Below are 12,865 nucleotides of genomic sequence, written 5' to 3'. Positions count from 1 at the left end.
CAGTGTTAACGGTACCGAACAGCAGAACTCGGTCGGGTTTGAATGCGGACCTCGGCGGAACTTGCGTTCGGTTGGAATTCCCGAAAGATATTTCAATTTTAGGCTAGCCTAAAACGTATGACAACGAGACGAAAGCTACTGGCGTTGAGCGCAGCAGTCGCAGGAACGGCCGTCGCCGGCTGTACGGGCGGCTCCGACGGGACGGGAACGAACGACTCCGATTCGAGCGACGGCGACTCGAACGGCAGTGACGCGAGCAGCAGCGAGCAGGACGAGACGACCGCCGTCGGTCCGGAACTCGGCGTCGCGGCCGAGTGGAACGCTATCCGCGCTCGAGTCGCCGACGCGCTCGCGCTCGGTATCGCCGAGGAGTTCGCGGCCGGCGGAACGGTCGTCGGCGACACGCTCACCCGGTTCGAATCAGCGACCGCCGAATGGGGCGCCCACGAGCAACTCGAGGGAACCGACCACGAGCTCTACGAAGAGTTCGAGGAGGCCGTCGAGGAACTTCGCCTCGAGGGGCTCGACGAGGCTGACCTCGAGCGCGTCCGGGAGGAAGCCGCCATCGCCGACGAACGGTTGCAGGCGGCCCAGCGGGAGCGACTCGAGGGGGCGAACGCGCTCGCACTCGAGATGGCGCTGTTCGGCGCCCGCGTCGCGGACGTCGACGTGCTCGCGACCGCCGGCCACTTCGGTGCCGCCGAGACGCTCGCCGAGGAAACGGCGGAGCGATGGGAGTCCGCGACCGTCCACGACGAACTCAGCGGAACGAACGGCGACCTGTACGCGGCCTTCGAGGGCGAACTGCCGACGCTGGCCGAGGCAGCGAGCGACGAGAACGGCGAGGGGGTCGCGTCCGCTGTGGACGCCGCGCTCACGGCCGCCGCCGACGCGGCGTACGAACTCGCGGCCGACGACGCCGCCGCCCACGCGGCCCAACTGGCGACCGTGCAGGCTCGCGGCTGGGACGCGGCCGTCCTCAGCGACCTCGAGGGCGTCGACTCTGAAACCGCGGCGGACGTGATGCGCGATACCTTCGGGCGGTTCGAGAGCGCCCGCTCGCACGAGGCGCTCGAGGAGGCCGACCACGACGCGTACGAAGCGTTCGAGGGCGAGCTCGAGGCCTACATCGAGGCGCTCGCGGCCGGCGAGGGCGTCGACGAGGCGGCCGGCAACTTCGCCGCGGCCGCGCTGCGGGCGCAGTTCGCCGTCACCGGCGCGCTCGAGGAGGCGCCGGGCGACGGTGGCGACCATGGTCACGGACACGAGGACGGCCACGGCCATCGGGAGGGACTCGAGGGCGGTCCGAACGTCGTCGACGCCGTCCCCGAAGACGCCGATCGCGTGATCGAGATACACGCGGCGTCGTTCGAACCCGACGAACTGACGGTCGAAGCGGGCGCGACGGTCGCGTTCGAACACGTCGAGGGCGAACCGCACACCGTTACCGCCTACGAGGACGCCATCCCCGGGGACGCGACGTACTGGGCCTCGGGCGGGTTCGACTCCGAGTCGGCGGCCCGCGAGGGCTGGGAAAACGGTCGGGGCGCCATCACCGAGGGGCAGGCGTACGTCCGGACCTTCGAGGTCGCGGGCACCCACGAGTTCTGCTGCATCCCGCACGAGACGGGCGGGCAGACCGGTCGGATCGTCGTGGAGTAGGCTGCCGTCGGTGCGGTCCGCTCGGCCCGTCGACCAACCGCAAGCGTTTCACCGAGTGGTACCACTAGTTCGTGCATGGTCGAGCGAGTCATCTGCTACCGCGCACCGACGCCCGTCGCCGGCGAGGCCACACGAGGGGCGGACGATGACGACGGCAACGGCGACGGCGACGATACCGAACCCGTCGCCGACGTCGACGCGATCGCCGACTGGCTCGAGTCGCGCATCGACGCGACGGTGACGGTTCGCGGTCGCTTCCTCGACGTGCACCGAACGGAGGACCTCGCCGAACGGTTCGCCCAGGCGCGCGTCAAATCGCCCCACGAGCGCGAGACCGGCAATACGATGCTCGGGACGATCCGCTACGAAGAGCGCGCGCTCGAGCACCCCGAACGCGAGGGCGGCGTGCTCTACGACGGCGTGCAGGTCCAGCGAGCGCTCAATGCGGCGCTGCCGGACGAGGAGCGCGACCTCGAGACGCTCCACGTCGCGGTCCTCGACCGGGCGATCGGCACGTGGGGCGACCACGACGGCCGCTGGCACAAGCGCGTAACCGTCCTCGGCCAGCCGGCGCTGGTGTCGGTTTCCGGGCTCTACGAGGCGCCTGCAAAGCCCGAGGAGTACTACAAAGAGAAGCAGCGCCACGCCCTGCTGTCGGGCGATACGCCGCCGCGGGAGGTCCTCGAGAACCGGGTCGAGGGCGACTTTTTGATCGAGAACGATCCGCGGACTACCGATGCGCTGAAGGGCTACGTCTTGCAGGCGTACCACGTCCTCGAGACGGGCGAGGGATTCTGCGGTCGGGAGGGGTGTCGACTCTACAACGCCCACTACCACGAGGAACTAATCGACGCCCAACTGCGCGAGCCGGCGTTCTGCGCCGAGCACGCACGACTGTACGGAGACGAGGACTGACGGCATTAGACAGCGGGCTCGTACCTGTTCGAAGGAGGAAGCCGGCTCGGAGTATGAAAGGTACCCCTTGATGCCAGTAGCCGAAGTGTCAGTTGGTGTATGGCTTATATCACGGCTGACGACGGCGTCGACGTATTCGTGCGCGACCTCGGGGAGGGCGACCCCATCGTCTTCTTGCACGGCTGGCCGCTCAACCACCGGATGTTCGAGTACCAGTTCACCGACCTCCTCGAGGAGGGGTTCCGCTGCATCGGGATCGATCTCCGCGGCTACGGCGAGTCGGACAAGCCGTACGGCGACTACAGCTACGACCGCTTCGCCGACGATGTGCGCGCAGTGCTCGACGAACTGGACATCCACGGCGCGACGTTAGCGGGGTTCTCGATGGGCGGCGGGACCGCAACGCGGTACATGAGCCGACACGACGAGGCTCACGTCGACAGGCTCGCGTTGCTGGCCCCCGCGAGTCCGGTCATCACCGAGAAGCCGGACTTCCCCGACGGACTCGCGGAATCGGACGTGAACCCGCTGATCGAGGGCGCACGGACCGACCGCGCGAAGATGAACGCCGAGTTCGCCGCGATGCTGTTTCACACCGACCAGAGCGACGAGCTGCTGCACTGGATCTGGAGCCTCGGAATGGAAGCGGCCGGCCACGCGACGATCGCTTCCGCCGAAACCTGGCGCGACGCCGATCTCCGACCGGATATGGACGACATCACCGTCCCGACGAAAATCTATCACGGCACCCACGACGAGGTCACTCCGATCGAAATCACCGGCGAGGTGCTCGAGGATGGGATCGAGAACGCCGAACTGATTCGCTTCGAGAACAGCGGTCACGGTCTCGTCACCGACGAAACCGAGAAAATCAACGAGGAACTGGCCGATTTCGCCGGCTGACCGAACGGCCGCACTGGTTCGGGTTTTCTCGAACGGGAACGCGCCGCCGCTCCCGTCGCAACGCCGCGCCGTCCCTGCCGGAAACCCAGTCCACTTCTACCGCAATCACGTTCGATGGGTTACAAATGGAGCCGATCACCGTCGACGTCGACGTGCGGTACCGCGACCTCGATACGATGAACCACGTCAACAACGCGGTCTACGCGAGTTACTTCGAGGAGGCCCGCGTCGCCTACGTCGACGAGGTCTTCGACGTCGACCTCGAGAACCTGAACTTCGTCATCGCCCACCTCGAGATCGACTTCGGACGGCCGCTGACGATCGAGGACGATCCGACCGTCGCCGTCGAAATCACCGAACTCGGGAACTCGAGCGCGACGATGGCCTACGATCTCCGGGTCGACGGCAACTCGGTCGCGACCGGCGAATCGACGGTCGTCTTCGTGGACCCGGAGACCAAGCGGCCGGGGCCGATCCCGTCCGATATTCGGGAACGAATCGTCGAACACGAGGGGCCAGAACTCGAGGACTGATCGGCCGCGCCGCGGAGATCGCTAGGACTCCGGCAATCGACCGCCGGTGAGTCGCACGACCCCGAAGACGTGCGTCTCGTCGGCGACGGCCGCCGATCGCTCGCGGAGCCGCGCGTGGGCGGCGTCGATCTTCTCGTCGAGCCGTAGGTGCGGATCGTTCTCGTAGCGCAGCTTCATCGTCGGCGGCGTCGAGAGGACGACGATCGCCCGGAAGACGGCGTTGACCGGCGGCGCGTACCACGCGTCGCTGCGCGCGGCGTTCGCGAGCACGACGTGCCCGCCGGGGCCAACGAGGTCGCACCAGTCGTCGACCGCGCCCGCAGGATTCTCGAGCATGCCGACGACGAAGGTTGCGAGCAGGGCGTCGATGTCACTGCTATCTATTCCGGCGTCCTCGAGCGCGTCGGCGCCAGCGCCGGCGGCTGTGTCAGCATCGGTATCGCCGGCGAACGGCGGCCGCGTCGCGTCGCCCCGAACCACGTGGACGTTGTCGTACTCGACCGTCAACTTGCGGGCGCGATCGAGCACGGGACCGGTAAAATCGAGGCCGACGACGGTCCCTTCGGGCCCGACTCGCTCGCGCAGGTAGGGGAGGTTCGCGCCCGTCCCGCAGCCCATCTCGACGACGGTGTCGCCGGGCTCGAGGCGGCAGGCGGCGGCCGCTCGCCGCCGGAGTGTGGGGATGCCGGGCGTTCGGCGCGCGATCAGGTCGTAGAGGCGCACCCAGCGGCCGTAGAACTCCCGGGCGGTTTCCGAGCCCGCGCTCGAGTTCGAGTTTGCGTCCGCATCCGCGGCGCCGCGCGTCGGGTCCTGCATGCCGATCCCGTCTCGATCAGAGCAGCGCCCGGACCGTATCCGCGACCGACTCCGCGTCCGGTCCCAGCACGTAGATCAGCGGCTCGATCCCCATCCCGCCGGTCTGGTAGAGCACCGACGCCTCGGGCTCGTCCTCGATCGCCGCGCCGATGCTCGAGGCGATGTCGTCGGACTCGTCGAACTCGGCGGCGACGTGGTCCGCTTCCCGGAGGGCGGCGAGCAGGTCCTCGTCGTACCGGATGTTGATCGCCGCCGCGGCGTCGGCGCCGTGTCGGCGCGCCGCCAGCAGCACCGTCGCGACGTGCTCGGAGACGCCGAACTCGGGTTCCGCCGGGACGGTCGTCCGGCCCTTCACGTCGAAGATTCGGCCGGGGACGCCGGCCACGTCGTCGACGTCGTTCGCGTCGGGGGTGCAAGCGACCAGGTTCGAGCCCACCGCCGGGATCAGCGTCGAGAATCCGCTCGCGTTCTCGAGGATGCGCAGGCCCCGGCGAAGCGAGGAGAGGACGCGTTCGCTGGTCCGGAGGTCGCTCTCGGGGTCGTGAACCCGGAAGCCGGTGCCGTGCTCGGCGAGTTCGGGCACGGCGTCCTCGTGGAGTTGCGCGAGCAGGTCGCCGCCGGACTCGAGTTCGCGGATCAGTACCTCGATCTCGATGAGCGCCTGCACGGGGGTGACGTCGCCGGCGGCGAGCCCTTCGGCGAGGTCTTCGACGAGGGTCTGGACGCGCTCGTCCGCGGCGATGCGATCGTTGGTCGTCACGTCGCCGTGGGCGTACTTCGAGACGGCGCTCTGGCTGATCCCGAGCACCTCCGCGACTTCGCTCTGGGTGAGCCCCTGCTCCCGAAGTTCGCCGGCCAGCAGGGACCGGACGGTCGGCAGGAACTCGTCCACGACGATCTCTTCGACGAATTGCATTTGCGCGGGCCTACGGGCGCGCGTCGGATAACTCATTTGTCCCGGCGGTCCGACAGTGGCGATTGGAGGCGACTTTCACGCATCTTGGCACTGGCAGCTCGAGGACGCGTTCCGCCGCCTGCGGCGACTCGAGACACTGCACATACTTGTCCCTGCGGACGGAAGCAGTCGGTAATGTCCCTCAAAACTGGCGTGCTCGCGCTCGTCGCGGGGATCGCGACCTTCTTCGGCGTCGGCATCGGCGTGACCGCGATCACCGCACACTGGATCGAGTTCTCGGTCTTTCTCGGCCTGCTCACCGGGACCGTCGCCGGTGCCGTCGTAACGATCGGGGTCTCGGTCGGGTTCGTCGACGACGTCCCCGACGGACGGCAGCGAATCGGTGGCACCGTAATCGGGTTCGGGATCGGCTTCGTCGGCGGCATCGTCGGCGGCGCCGCCCTCGAGCCCATCGGGACGGTGAGTTCGCTGGGCGTCGGCCTCCTCGTCGGCGTCCTGATCGCGGTCGGCGTCTGGCGCTACACCGGCCGTTCGGCGGCCGCACCGTCGTAACCGGGTCAGCTCGAGTCGACCGAGAAAAGTCGCAGTGAAGATCGCTGTGATTGCTGCTGATTTCTCCTAAACGAGACCTCAGTCGTCCTCGCGCTCCCGCTCGAGTTGGTCGCCGCCGAACTCGTGGTCGCTCTGGATTCGCGAAGCCTGCGGGCCGTCCTGATCCTGGTACTTCGAGCCGCGTTCGCTGCCGTAGGGTCGTTCGGCCTCCGTCTTGAGTTCGGTGAAGGTGAGCTGCGAGATCCGCATCCCCGGCGTGAGCGCGACCGGTGCCGTGCCGAGATTGGAGAGCTCGAGCGTGATCTGTCCGCGGTAGCCGGGGTCGCAGAGGCCGGCAGTGGCGTGGACGACGACGGCGAGCCGGCCCAGCGAGGAACGGCCCTCCACGTGGGCGATCAGGTCCGGCGGGATCTCGACGCGCTCGTGGGTCGTGCCGAGCACGAAGTCGCCGGGGTGGAGGATGAAGTCGTCGCCCTCGTCGACGACCGTCTCGGTGACGTACTCGTCGACTTCCTGCTCGGAGTTGGGGTGGATGCAGGGGATGTTCGTCCGCTGGAACTCGAGGAACTCGCGGCCGAGTCGGAGGTCGATGCTCGCGGGTTGAATCTGCAACTCGGGCTCGTCGAGGGGCTCGACGACGAGGTCGCCGGCCTCGAGTCGCTCGAGGATGTCCGCGTCGGAGAGGATCATATCGAGTAGGAGCGAGCCACGGGGCCCTAAATGACCCGATCCGACGCGGGCGAACGCGTCGGATCGTTGTACGTTTGCGGCCAGTTTCCGAAGCCTGAATCGCCCTCATCGATTATTAGCCCTCGGAGCGTACGTCGCCGCATGACCGGGGAGCAAGAACGCTTCTGCGGCGATGCGCGCGTGCTGCACCAGCGCGCGGTCAGGATACCGCTTCCCGACGCGGACGCCGAGCGCGCCTTCCACGAGAACGCGACGATCCTCGCGGAAGCCGAGGAGATGCGAGCGTCGCTGCTCGCCGACCCCGACGTGCCGCTGTCGGCCGCTTTCGAGACGAGCTTCGAGCACGCGACCCGGATCATCGAGCGGCAACTCCGGGAGATCGCCGGCGAGGACTACGAGGACGTCGCGAGAGCGTACTACCGCGACGAGCGCGACGACCGGATCGCCGAGATCGCCGCGTACTTCGTCGAGGGGCTCTGGCGCATCCAGCAGTCCGCGACCGTGACGGAGCTACTGTACGTCCCGCTGATCTTGCGCTATCCGGACAGCTTCACGGTGAACGTGCGCTTCGCCGACGACTACACGACGCCGAACTCGGTCCACTACGAGTCGCCGGAGCACGCCGCCGAGGAACTGGCCGACGAGTACGCCGAGACCTACTACGAGGAGAGCCAGTACTCCCAGCGGCGAGCGGCCTCGAGCGTCCGTGACGGCGCGGCCCTGATCCGTGAGGAGTTTCCCGACCCGGACGAGACCGAGTTCGCGGAGCGCAAGTACGGCGGGATCGTCATGGCGGGCGGCCGACGCGGCTCCGTCTTCACGACGATGACCGAGCGCGTCGAGCCCGATCCCGATCGGTTCTCGGCCCCCGCCGAGAAGCCGACGCTGGTCGAGGCGGGTCCGGAGGCCGAACGGACGGAACGGGACCTCCGGCTCGAGGACGCGCTCGTCCACTGAGCGGCGCGCGGCGGAGCGGGGAGTGGACGGCTGCGACCGGCGCGACGGGCGCGGCAGAGACGGATAGCCAGTGATAAAGGCGCTCCCGTCGTCGGGTCGGCTATGAAACAGGCCATCGTCGCTCGCACCGACATCGGCATGGGCCAGGGCAAACTCGCCGCGCAGGTCGCCCACGCGTCGCTGTCGGCCTACGAGAAGGCCGACAGCCAGCTCCGACGCCAGTGGAAGGACGGCGGGCAGAAGAAGGTCGTCCTGAAGGGCGAGAGCGAACGGCAGCTCCACGAACTCGCCGAAATCGCCGACAGCGACGGCATCCCGAACGCGCTCGTCCGGGACGCCGGTCACACGCAACTCGAGCCGGGCACCGTTACGGCGCTTGCCGTCGGGCCCGCCGCGGACGATCGAGTCGACCGCGTGACGGGCGATCTCTCGCTGTTCTGAGCGGCCGCGCGTCGCTACTCCTCTTCTTCGGGGAGGTCGACCAGTTCGACCGAACTGTAGACGTTCGACCGGAGTTCGTCCGCCTGCTCCTCGCCGAGGAGGTCGCCGTCCTCGAGCGCGTCGATCAGTTCGACGATCGCGTCGCACAGCTGTTCCGGGTCGTCGATGCGCGGCGGCGAATCGTCGTCCAGCGAACGGGATGGGACGTCGCTCATACGTAAGCGTTCGCGGCGACGAATTTGAGCGACGGGTGTGCAAGCGCAGGTTGCGTCGCCGACACCACCGTCGGGCTCGAGCACCGGTTCCTCGCCGGTCGCGAGAACGAACCGATTTACCGTCGGCGGCCGAATCGCCGCCAAGCGATGCGTCCAGCCCACCCCACAGAGCAGGCCGTCGGCATGGAATACTACGTCAGCGACGCCGACGGCGTCGGCGGCCACCTGCGCGACGACGACGACCAGTTCCGGGTCCGCGAACTCGAGCGGTTCGACACCGAACCCGTCGACGCGGACACCGACGCCTACCCCCACCTCGTCGTCCGCGCGACGCTGCGGGGCTGGGACACGAACGACTTCGCGACGCGGCTCTCCGACGCCCTGGGCGTCTCCCGCGAACGGGTCAACTGGGCCGGCACGAAGGACAAGTACGCCGTGACGACCCAGCTGTTCTCGGTCTACGGCGCCGACCCCGAGGACTTGCCCGACGTCAACGGCGCCGATATCGAGGTGCTCGGCCGGGCGGGCCGCTCGCTCGAGTTCGGCGACCTCGCGGGCAACGAGTTCGAACTCGTCGTGAGCGATCCCGATCGGCCCGACAACGCCGCGGCTATCACGGACGAACTGCGGGAGTTCGGCGGCTTCGACGGCTCGAACGGGCAAGCCGTCTCCGTCGGCGTCCCCAACTTCTTCGGCCAGCAGCGGTTCGGCAGCCGGCGCCCGATCACCCACGAGGTCGGCCTCGAGATCGTCCGCGACGACTGGGAGGGTGCGGTCATGGCCTACCTCGGCCGTCCGACCGACGCGGAACCCGAGGGGACCCAGGAAGCCAGGACGTTCGTCGAGGAAACCCGCGACTGGCAAGAGGCCCTCGAGCGATTCCCCAACCGCCTGCGCTACGAGCGCTCGATGCTCCACGAACTCGCCGAGTGCGACGGCGAGCCCGGCCCCGAGGAGTTCCGGGCCGCACTCGAGCGCCTGCCGTCGAACCTCCAGCGGCTGTTCGTCCACGCTGCCCAGTCGTACGCGTTCAACCTGATGCTCTCCGAGCGCCTCGAGCGCGGGCTGCCGTTCGATCGGCCCGTCGAGGGTGACGTCGCCTGTTTCGCCGACACCGACGCGCCGGAGGGGCTCGTCCTCCCCGACACCGACCGGCTCCAGCGGGTCGACGAGCGCCGCGTCGGCTCGGTGACCCGCCACTGCGAACGCGGCCGCGCGTTCGTCACGGCGCCGCTGGTCGGCACCGAGACCGACCTCGCCGACGGCGAGCAAGGCGAGATCGAGCGCGACGTGCTCGACGATCTGGACCTCGAGCCCGACGATTTCGACCTGCCCGGCGAGTTCTACTCGAGCGGGACCCGGCGCGCAATGCTGGTACGGACGGATCTGACGCTCGAGACCGACCCGCTCTCGCTGTCGTTCGCGCTGCCGAAGGGGTCGTACGCGACGGTCGTCGCGCGGGAGTTCCTGAAGGTCGATCCGATCGATCTCGGATGAGATGACCGCCAGCGACTAATATCTCGTCGTCGTTGCAGTCTCGCATGGGAAGCGCGTCGATCACGCTCCGGTCGGTCGGCGAGCGGGAGCGGGACCGCGAACGCGACATCGCGTCCATCGAATCACTGCTCGAGGCCAACGACCTCCCGAACGATGACGTCCGCGAGAAGCCGGAGGCGTTCTACATCGCCTCCGACGGCGACGAACGGGTCGGAATCGGCGGCCTCGAGCGGTGCGGCAGCGACGCTCTCCTTCGGTCGCTCGTCGTCGAATCCGACGTTCGATCGGACGGTTACGGGACGGCGATCTGCGAGGCGCTCGAGACGAGGGGGCGCGCGGACGGTATCGAGACGCTGTACGTGCTGACGACAACTGCGGCCGAATTCTTCGCGGATCGCGGCTACGAACGGATCGACCGAGCGGACGCACCGCCGGCGATTCGTCGGACAAACGAGTTCGCCGACCTCTGTCCATCGACGGCAACCTGTCTGCGACGGTCGCTGTAGCGCTCGAGCGGAGCGGTCACGGAGATAGGAGAGTGCGGACGCAGTACACAGAGGCGGTACTGTCTGCTATTCGATTCGCGGCCCGCAAAAAACGAAGTCGTCGTTGCGTTCCGTTACGTTAGTCGCCGGTGGCGACGTCTTCCTCGTCGACGTCGACCGCGGTCGCTTCCTCTTCGGCGACTTCCTCGGGGTGGGCCTCGAGGGTCGTCTTCTGGATCTCGACGCGCCGCAGCGGGTAGATCGTCTTGGCCTCGCCGTAGATGCCCGAGGAGAGCCGTCCCTCGACGATGCTGCTGATGAGCTCCTCGAAGGTCCGCTCGGCGGCGGCCTCTTCGACCATCTCGACCATCTGCTCGCGGATGGCCTTCTCCTGGCTCGCGTCGGCCTTCTTGGTCGTGAAGGCGACGGGCTGGACCTGCACGCGGTAGTCGTCCGTCGTGAGGACGGTGACGTAGGCCTCGATCTTCGAGGCGCCGCGGCGGACGAGCGAGCGCAGGTAGTCACGGGTCAGGGAGTGCTCCTTGAACTCCGTGTACGCCGAGTCGCTGCCGACGTCGTTGATCTTGAAGGTCAGCTTGGTGTTGTTCTCGCTGGCGTTGTTGTTGAGTTCGCCGAGCGTCGTTTCGATGGTTCGGTCGTAGACCTTTTCCGGTTCGTCAGCGGGGGTTTCGCCGAGCTCCTGCCGGTCGAACTGCTCCGGCGCGAGCACGGTGTACCACCGCTTCTCCTGTTTCGCGCGTGAAACTGAGCGTTCACTCATTGGTATTGGTATCTGTGTGGTTGTGTTCTGGTTCGGACGCTGTCCCGCGTCCGTCGGTTGCGCGTGCTGTGCGTTCCGCCGCGTCGACGACCGCCGTCGCGACCTCGAGGTTGACCACGTAGTCGTCGACGTTCGAGTGCAGTCCGCCGGTCGTCTCGCGTTCGATCCGCGTGACGACGTCGCCGGACTCCTCGTCGACCGTCGTCGCCATCTCGTCGGTGTTGTCCGGGCGCAGCGCCCGCGCGACGAGTTCGGGGTCCTCGTGGGCCGTCCGGATCGTCGCTTTCCGACTCATAGTAGCTCCCTCACTGTCGCGATGATCGTCGACTCGTCGACGTCCGCGTTCGCGTCTCCGTTCGGGTCGGCGTCGTACCGCAGATAGCCGCGCCGCCGTCCGACGTCGTATGCGGTCTCGCACGCGAGGTCTCGAGCGACGCCTTCGACCGCCGGGCCGAGCGACTCGTCGCTGCGGGTCGCCAGCGCCGCCTCGCCGTCGCCGATCGCGAGCACGGTCGGCTCGGGCGATCGGTAGGCCGCGGCGATTTGTGCGACTCCTTCGACGGGGCCGTCGCCGATGCCGACGACGAACAGGCCGTCGTAGCGGCCGGTCGAAGCGCCCTCGAGCGCGCGGTGTGCGCGGCGGCCGTACTCGCGCCAGGCCGAGAGGGCCGGCTCGCGGACGTCGTGACCCATCGCGAGCGCGCCACTCGTTCCCGGTTCCGTGCGGGCTGTCGCCTCGAGGACGTCGGCGTAGCCGCCGATCGTCTCGAAGGGGCCATCCGGGGTTTCGTACGGCCGGATCGCGCGCTGGATCGACGCCGCGGCGACGTCTTCGGCCGCGTCGGCGCTGACCGCCTCGAGGGCGACCAGCGAAGCGATCGCGCGGTGGTCGTCGGTCTCGAGTTGCGCTGGCCGGTCGAGATCGACCGCGTCTGCGAGCGCGTCGGCGTCGCCGGACCACGGCCCGCAGAGTCGCGTCGAGTAGGCGACACCGTCGGCGGGATCGGCCGTCGGCACCGCAAGCCCCGGTCGGCGTTCGACCAGACCGCGCTCCTGGGCCGTCTCGAGGACCCACTCGCTCTCGCCCGCTCCCGGCTCGAGACCGGCGGCCGCGAGGCCGGCCAGCGCGAGCACGAGATCGGGCGTCGAGCCGAGTTCGCGGACGTGGTCGACGGCCGCGAGCGTCGCGGGTCGATCGTCCGCGTCGAGTCGAGTTACCGTGGCGGTCGCGTCCGCGTCGGCGTCGATATCGGCGGCGCCGATGACGAGCGTCAGATCTCGCTCGTCGCCGGCCGCTACCTCCGCGCGTGCGGTTCGGTCTGCGATCGTCCGGCCGACGGTGATCTGGAACGGCGTTCCGCGGTCGGTCAACGCCTGCGCGACGAGGCCGCTCGCAGCGAGTGCATCGCCATCGGCTCGCGCGACGAGCCGAACGAAGCTCGCGCTCTCGAGACCGGCGCGGGCGTCTGCGTCTGCGGAACGACCGTCTGCGGACATTGACT

16 protein-coding genes are annotated in these 12,865 nt (G+C 68.3%); 9 read left to right on the top strand and 7 right to left on the bottom strand.

Annotated features, from left to right (window positions below; all coding sequences use genetic code 11):
* The first annotated feature begins 117 nt into the window (after positions 1 to 117).
* From HALXA_RS10695 to HALXA_RS10680, 4 genes are all read left to right on the top strand, one after another.
* Complete coding sequence (locus HALXA_RS10695) at positions 118 to 1,662, top strand: DUF5059 domain-containing protein (RefSeq protein ID WP_013880367.1); 1,545 nt, start codon at positions 118 to 120, stop codon at positions 1,660 to 1,662.
* Positions 1,663 to 1,737: 75 nt separating this feature from the next.
* Entirely contained in the window at positions 1,738 to 2,577 is an 840-nt protein-coding gene (locus HALXA_RS10690; protein WP_013880366.1) for a DUF7001 family protein, read from the top strand.
* Between the two features lie 99 nt (positions 2,578 to 2,676).
* Positions 2,677 to 3,480, top strand: coding sequence for an alpha/beta fold hydrolase (locus tag HALXA_RS10685; protein ID WP_013880365.1), 804 nt, complete (start codon positions 2,677 to 2,679; stop codon positions 3,478 to 3,480).
* 125 nt (positions 3,481 to 3,605) lie between these two features.
* Positions 3,606 to 4,013, top strand: coding sequence for an acyl-CoA thioesterase (locus HALXA_RS10680; RefSeq protein ID WP_013880364.1), 408 nt, complete (start codon positions 3,606 to 3,608; stop codon positions 4,011 to 4,013).
* 21 nt (positions 4,014 to 4,034) lie between these two features.
* On the opposite strand, the gene HALXA_RS10675 is transcribed toward HALXA_RS10680, so the two are convergent.
* Together HALXA_RS10675 and HALXA_RS10670 are read right to left on the bottom strand one after the other, a co-directional pair.
* Positions 4,035 to 4,829 carry a class I SAM-dependent methyltransferase gene (locus HALXA_RS10675; protein WP_013880363.1) on the bottom strand — a complete coding sequence of 265 codons (795 nt, stop codon included), beginning with the start codon at positions 4,827 to 4,829 and terminating at the stop codon, positions 4,035 to 4,037.
* A 16-nt stretch (positions 4,830 to 4,845) separates the two neighbouring features.
* Positions 4,846 to 5,745: a thiamine-phosphate synthase family protein gene (locus HALXA_RS10670; protein WP_013880362.1), complete on the bottom strand. Its 900-nt coding sequence runs from the start codon at positions 5,743 to 5,745 to the stop codon at positions 4,846 to 4,848.
* Between the two features lie 174 nt (positions 5,746 to 5,919).
* Between HALXA_RS10670 and HALXA_RS10665 the strand changes: the two genes are divergently transcribed.
* A complete protein-coding gene (locus tag HALXA_RS10665) occupies positions 5,920 to 6,297 on the top strand; it encodes a hypothetical protein (protein WP_013880361.1) in 378 nt (125 codons plus the stop codon).
* A 78-nt stretch (positions 6,298 to 6,375) separates the two neighbouring features.
* Here the strand turns inward: HALXA_RS10665 and dcd are convergent, their stop codons facing one another.
* Positions 6,376 to 6,987 (bottom strand): dCTP deaminase, encoded by a 612-nt coding sequence (gene dcd / locus HALXA_RS10660; RefSeq protein WP_013880360.1) that lies wholly within the window; start codon positions 6,985 to 6,987, stop codon positions 6,376 to 6,378.
* Positions 6,988 to 7,128: 141 nt separating this feature from the next.
* Here dcd and HALXA_RS10655 point away from each other — a divergent pair, with 141 nt between their 5' ends.
* Together HALXA_RS10655 and pth2 are read left to right on the top strand one after the other, a co-directional pair.
* Positions 7,129 to 7,944, top strand: coding sequence for a hypothetical protein (locus HALXA_RS10655; RefSeq protein ID WP_013880359.1), 816 nt, complete (start codon positions 7,129 to 7,131; stop codon positions 7,942 to 7,944).
* 102 nt (positions 7,945 to 8,046) lie between these two features.
* Positions 8,047 to 8,385 carry a peptidyl-tRNA hydrolase Pth2 gene (gene pth2 / locus HALXA_RS10650; protein ID WP_013880358.1) on the top strand — a complete coding sequence of 113 codons (339 nt, stop codon included), beginning with the start codon at positions 8,047 to 8,049 and terminating at the stop codon, positions 8,383 to 8,385.
* A 14-nt stretch (positions 8,386 to 8,399) separates the two neighbouring features.
* Here pth2 and HALXA_RS10645 read toward each other — a convergent pair whose 3' ends face one another.
* Positions 8,400 to 8,600, bottom strand: coding sequence for a hypothetical protein (locus HALXA_RS10645; protein ID WP_049895287.1), 201 nt, complete (start codon positions 8,598 to 8,600; stop codon positions 8,400 to 8,402).
* Between the two features lie 147 nt (positions 8,601 to 8,747).
* Between HALXA_RS10645 and truD the strand changes: the two genes are divergently transcribed.
* Complete coding sequence (gene truD / locus HALXA_RS10640) at positions 8,748 to 10,097, top strand: tRNA pseudouridine(13) synthase TruD (protein WP_013880357.1); 1,350 nt, start codon at positions 8,748 to 8,750, stop codon at positions 10,095 to 10,097.
* A 44-nt stretch (positions 10,098 to 10,141) separates the two neighbouring features.
* Positions 10,142 to 10,603, top strand: a complete 462-nt coding sequence (arsN2, locus tag HALXA_RS10635) for an arsenic resistance N-acetyltransferase ArsN2 (RefSeq protein ID WP_013880356.1) — start codon at positions 10,142 to 10,144, stop codon at positions 10,601 to 10,603.
* A gap of 118 nt (positions 10,604 to 10,721) precedes the next feature.
* Here the strand turns inward: arsN2 and HALXA_RS10630 are convergent, their stop codons facing one another.
* From HALXA_RS10630 to HALXA_RS10620, 3 genes are read right to left on the bottom strand one after another with little or no spacing between them, the layout of a single operon-like run.
* Positions 10,722 to 11,363: a 30S ribosomal protein S3ae gene (locus HALXA_RS10630; RefSeq protein ID WP_013880355.1), complete on the bottom strand. Its 642-nt coding sequence runs from the start codon at positions 11,361 to 11,363 to the stop codon at positions 10,722 to 10,724.
* A complete protein-coding gene (locus tag HALXA_RS10625; RefSeq protein WP_013880354.1) occupies positions 11,356 to 11,658 on the bottom strand; it encodes a KEOPS complex subunit Pcc1 in 303 nt (100 codons plus the stop codon). The genes HALXA_RS10630 and HALXA_RS10625 overlap by 8 nt, the downstream gene beginning before the upstream one ends.
* Complete coding sequence (locus tag HALXA_RS10620; RefSeq protein WP_013880353.1) at positions 11,655 to 12,860, bottom strand: hypothetical protein; 1,206 nt, start codon at positions 12,858 to 12,860, stop codon at positions 11,655 to 11,657. The genes HALXA_RS10625 and HALXA_RS10620 overlap by 4 nt, the downstream gene beginning before the upstream one ends.
* Positions 12,861 to 12,865 lie beyond the last annotated feature (5 nt).

The organism is Halopiger xanaduensis SH-6 (assembly GCF_000217715.1).
Lineage (GTDB): Archaea > Halobacteriota > Halobacteria > Halobacteriales > Natrialbaceae > Halopiger > Halopiger xanaduensis.
This window is presented reverse-complemented; position numbering and strand designations above follow the sequence as displayed.

Coding starts and splice junctions, on each gene's coding strand:
- HALXA_RS10695 (WP_013880367.1), top strand. CDS start 118: ATGACAACGAGACGAAAGCTACTGGCGTTGAGCGCAGCAGTCGCAGGA.
- HALXA_RS10690 (WP_013880366.1), top strand. CDS start 1,738: ATGGTCGAGCGAGTCATCTGCTACCGCGCACCGACGCCCGTCGCCGGC.
- HALXA_RS10685 (WP_013880365.1), top strand. CDS start 2,677: ATGGCTTATATCACGGCTGACGACGGCGTCGACGTATTCGTGCGCGAC.
- HALXA_RS10680 (WP_013880364.1), top strand. CDS start 3,606: ATGGAGCCGATCACCGTCGACGTCGACGTGCGGTACCGCGACCTCGAT.
- HALXA_RS10675 (WP_013880363.1), bottom strand. CDS start 4,829: ATGCAGGACCCGACGCGCGGCGCCGCGGATGCGGACGCAAACTCGAAC.
- HALXA_RS10670 (WP_013880362.1), bottom strand. CDS start 5,745: ATGCAATTCGTCGAAGAGATCGTCGTGGACGAGTTCCTGCCGACCGTC.
- HALXA_RS10665 (WP_013880361.1), top strand. CDS start 5,920: ATGTCCCTCAAAACTGGCGTGCTCGCGCTCGTCGCGGGGATCGCGACC.
- dcd (WP_013880360.1), bottom strand. CDS start 6,987: ATGATCCTCTCCGACGCGGACATCCTCGAGCGACTCGAGGCCGGCGAC.
- HALXA_RS10655 (WP_013880359.1), top strand. CDS start 7,129: ATGACCGGGGAGCAAGAACGCTTCTGCGGCGATGCGCGCGTGCTGCAC.
- pth2 (WP_013880358.1), top strand. CDS start 8,047: ATGAAACAGGCCATCGTCGCTCGCACCGACATCGGCATGGGCCAGGGC.
- HALXA_RS10645 (WP_049895287.1), bottom strand. CDS start 8,600: ATGAGCGACGTCCCATCCCGTTCGCTGGACGACGATTCGCCGCCGCGC.
- truD (WP_013880357.1), top strand. CDS start 8,748: ATGCGTCCAGCCCACCCCACAGAGCAGGCCGTCGGCATGGAATACTAC.
- arsN2 (WP_013880356.1), top strand. CDS start 10,142: ATGGGAAGCGCGTCGATCACGCTCCGGTCGGTCGGCGAGCGGGAGCGG.
- HALXA_RS10630 (WP_013880355.1), bottom strand. CDS start 11,363: ATGAGTGAACGCTCAGTTTCACGCGCGAAACAGGAGAAGCGGTGGTAC.
- HALXA_RS10625 (WP_013880354.1), bottom strand. CDS start 11,658: ATGAGTCGGAAAGCGACGATCCGGACGGCCCACGAGGACCCCGAACTC.
- HALXA_RS10620 (WP_013880353.1), bottom strand. CDS start 12,860: ATGTCCGCAGACGGTCGTTCCGCAGACGCAGACGCCCGCGCCGGTCTC.